Here is a 3,536-nt window from a genome sequence, read left to right as displayed (position 1 = left end):
CAGGTGCGCCGCCGTCCAGCAAATTCATCGCCATCTTGAACGAGCCCAGCACGATCACCACGACGCTGGCGCCGACCAGGAGCGAGCGGATCTTCGAGGTAATGGTCGAGGCGCCCTTCGCCTGGCCGGCACCTTGCGCGGCCTTGGCGGGCTTGCCGGACCTGTCGGCCGGCGGCGCTGCGGCCGCCGCCTGTGCGGCGCGGCACGCGGCGGCGATAAAGCTCGACGTGCTGACCGGCTCTTTCGGCCCGGCCGCAGCGGGAATGCTGCTGATTGCGCTTTCGGATGCGGCGATGCGCTCCGATGGTGAAGCGCTCCGTGCCGACGGGCGCGTGCCCGGCTCGAGCGGATGATCGGGCGGCAAGTCCGGCGCGATCGCGGCGCGCGTGGGCGCTGCATGCGGCCCCAGAATTTCGCTGATGCTCCGCGGTGCCGCGGCCGGCGGCTCGTCGGGCATGGCGGCATGGAAGTCGCGCGGGGCCGCGACGAAGGGCTCGGATGCGGCGATTGCGGGCGGCGCCTCGGGGCGCGCGTGTGTCGCCATCGCAACGCGTGCCGGCGAGGGCTCGGCGGCAAGGCGCGGTTCGGGCTCCGCGATCTCCGGTGCGGAATATGATGGTTCGGCCGCATTGGATCGCTCCGGCGCGGACACGGCGACAGGCGCGGCGGCTTGCGGCGCGGGCTGCGCACGCACGGTGCGCAGGTCGCCTTCGATCATCGAGAGGCGATCGACCACATGGCCGAGCGTGTTGTGGACCGCTTCGAGCGAGTCCTGGGTCTGGCGATCGGTCTCGGCCTGGCTGAAGCGGATGTCGGACAGTTCGCGCTTGACGAGATCGGCAAGGCCGATGTTGTCGGCGGAGGGCTGGTTGCGGTCAGTCGCTGTGAAAGCGGCAAGACTGGCTTGCTGGCGCTCCAGGTGATGAAGAATGTCCTGCAGGCCTTCCTCGACCCGTCCGAGGTTGCCGGAGCGATGATCGGAGGAGGATTCTAGCCGCTCGAGCAGATACGATACCCGCTGTTCCAGATGTGCAAAGGCGGATGCGCTGTCATTACCGACGGGCATGCGGTCCAGACGATCGGACAGCGCAAGCAAAGCGCGTTCGATCTGCTCGGAATTTTCCGACGACCACGGTCGTTGCTCGCGGCTCTCCAGCGACGACATCAATCCAGCAATGCGCTGTTCCAGTGCGGCAAGCGAGTCGGAATGATGATCCGACCGCGCGAGCTGATCGACCTTGGCCGACAGCGCATGCACATCCTCGCTGAGACGGGCGAGGGCCTCGTTGGAGGCGACGTTGGACACGATCGCACGAAGCGCCGCAATCGCGCCCTCGAGCTGTTGCATCGTGGACGGGTCGTCGTTGGCCCGGATGATCTGATCGAGTTTCGCGGTCAGGTTACGGATCGCCTGATCGTAACCGGCAAGCTGCTCGGCGGGCGTCAGCGAGCGCAATACTTCGCGGATTTCGCCGAGCGCGCGCTCGATGCTGGCGAGCGCCTGGCTGTCACTGTTGTTCTGGCGGGTGTCGTCGATCCGCCGGGACAGCGAACGGATCTCGCTTTCGATCGATTCGATCGCCCGGCGCGGCATCGCCTCGGTGATGGCCTGGCGGATTTCGGCGAGCTCACTGCGGAACGCCGCAATCGATTGCTCGACGTGATCGGGCCGCCGCAGCGATTCGATCTGGCTCGTGATTTTGACGAGATGCCGCTCCAGCGAGGAAAAATCCGGTCCCGGGGCAGGCGGCGGCGCATAGGCGGGAGGCGCTGCATAGGCCGGTGCCGGTGCGATCGGCGGCGCGCTGCGCACTGTCGGCGTAAAGCTGTCGAGTTCGTTTTGGCGCGCGGAAATTTCCGCAATCGCTGAATCGAATGAGCCCGGATTGAGCGGAGGCGAGGGGCGATAGACGTTGGCGGCGGCGCGCTCGACCATCTCCGTCTGCCGCTGCTTTTCCTGCGCCTGGCGCGCACGCGCGGGCGCCGGGTTGGAAATCTGCGACAGCCGTGCATCGAGCCGCGCAATGGCGTCGTTTAGTTGTTGAGCGACCGGCGGCTCGTTGCGCGGCGCATCATTGCGTGGCCGGGCTTGCGAGATGTGTTCGATCTGCCGCGTGATCGCGTCGAGCCGCTGATGGATGTCGGCGACGTCGCGGCTTTCCCGCGGCGGCATGGCTGGCCGTTGCTCGGAAGGATTGCGGAAGTTCGGAGGGGTGGTGTCGCCCAGGGTCAGGTTGAGCCAGTCGCTCAATGACACGCCGGCACGGCGAGCGGCGGCCTCGGCCCGCTCCCGGACAGCAGGATCGATGCCTTCATTACTCCACGATACGCGCGAATTCATGCTTCCGTCCGGTTCCGCTTCGGCGCCCCACCTGGCGCCTCCGGCCTCCCCGCGCGTCCCGAAGATGAGACAATAGAAGTCGACGCGGGTCGTCTGCCACTCCAGATCGACTTTTTCGCGTTACGGTAAATAACGGGTTAAGGAATGCGGCCGTTCGGCCGTAAAGTTTGCAGGCCGGTCTGAACGTCCGCCTTCAAACCGCTTTAATCGGCGGAGCCGGCCTCTTTCCGCGTGCCTTCGAACGGCAGAATGCCGGCCGCACCTGAGATCGCGGACAATGTAGCGATTGCCTCTTCGCACCACTCGGCCACCATCTGCTCATGCTTTAGCCCGATGCGGAGCCCGAGCAGCTTGCCCATGTCTGCGGGCGAGGCGGTGCCGTCCGGAAAGCGCTTCTTGAGAATGCGCTCGTATCGCTCGTAGCGGTCGCGATGGTGCTCCTGCCTTGCCATCAGGTCCGCGCGCAGCGGTTCGATATCGACTGCATCGAGCGCATAGAGCCGGATCAGGAGATCGTCCTTGATCGAAGCCGGCGTCGAGGGCCGCGCGGCCCAATGACGGAACGCGGCCTTGCCTTCAGGGGTCAGCGTATAAACCAGCTTGTTCGGCTTGCCGGACTGCACCACCTCGCGGCCCTGGATGTGCCCGCGCTCACGCAATTTAGAGAGTTCGCGATAGATCTGCTGATGATCAGCCTTCCAGAAAAAGCCGATCGATGAGTCAAAAGTCTTGGCGAGCTCATAGCCCGTCATCGGACGTTCGGTCAGGCAAGCCAGGATGGCATCGGCAAGGGCCAAAGGTCGAACTCCCGGGTTCGATGGGTCGGCGGTCAACACGCTTGACTTTATGCGCATTGATGCATATGCGTCAATGTGCATATATTCGGCAGGATTGGTCCTGGCCGGTATGCCGCCTGAGGAGGCGCCTTTGCCAGTGATTGGCCTGCAAAGATGGCACGGCTTCATCCGGTCGCAAGACCGCGCCGCGCTGTGGGACCTCCTGCATCCCGATGTCGTGTTCGAAAGCCCGGTGGTGCACACACCGCAGCGTGGCCGTGACGTCACGTTCAAATATCTGATCAGCGCGACCAACGTGCTGGGTGGTCCGACCTTTCGTTACCTCGGCGAGTGGACCAACGATCACGGCGCCGTGCTGGAATTCACCAACGATATCGACGGGATCACTATCAATGGTG

Annotated in this window: 2 protein-coding genes and 1 pseudogene; 1 reads left to right on the top strand and 2 read right to left on the bottom strand. The window is 64.9% G+C overall.

Going from position 1 to position 3,536, the window contains the following annotated elements; genetic code table 11:
• Nucleotides 1-2,341, bottom strand: a 2,341-nt coding sequence (locus tag VFL62_RS03290) for a hypothetical protein (RefSeq protein ID WP_325170949.1), incomplete at its 3' end; no start/stop codon positions are given.
• Nucleotides 2,342-2,544: 203 nt separating this feature from the next.
• Nucleotides 2,545-3,138, bottom strand: coding sequence for a PadR family transcriptional regulator (locus VFL62_RS03285; RefSeq protein WP_325170948.1), 594 nt, complete (start codon nucleotides 3,136-3,138; stop codon nucleotides 2,545-2,547).
• Nucleotides 3,139-3,274: 136 nt separating this feature from the next.
• On the opposite strand from VFL62_RS03285, the pseudogene VFL62_RS03280 reads away from it, so the two are divergent.
• Nucleotides 3,275-3,536, top strand: a pseudogene (locus VFL62_RS03280) (nuclear transport factor 2 family protein); the annotation flags it as partial.

The organism is Bradyrhizobium sp., from assembly GCF_035701725.1.
Classification (GTDB): domain Bacteria; phylum Pseudomonadota; class Alphaproteobacteria; order Rhizobiales; family Xanthobacteraceae; genus Bradyrhizobium.
Note: the sequence above shows the minus strand (reverse complement) of the source record. Positions and strands in the feature narration are given on the sequence as shown.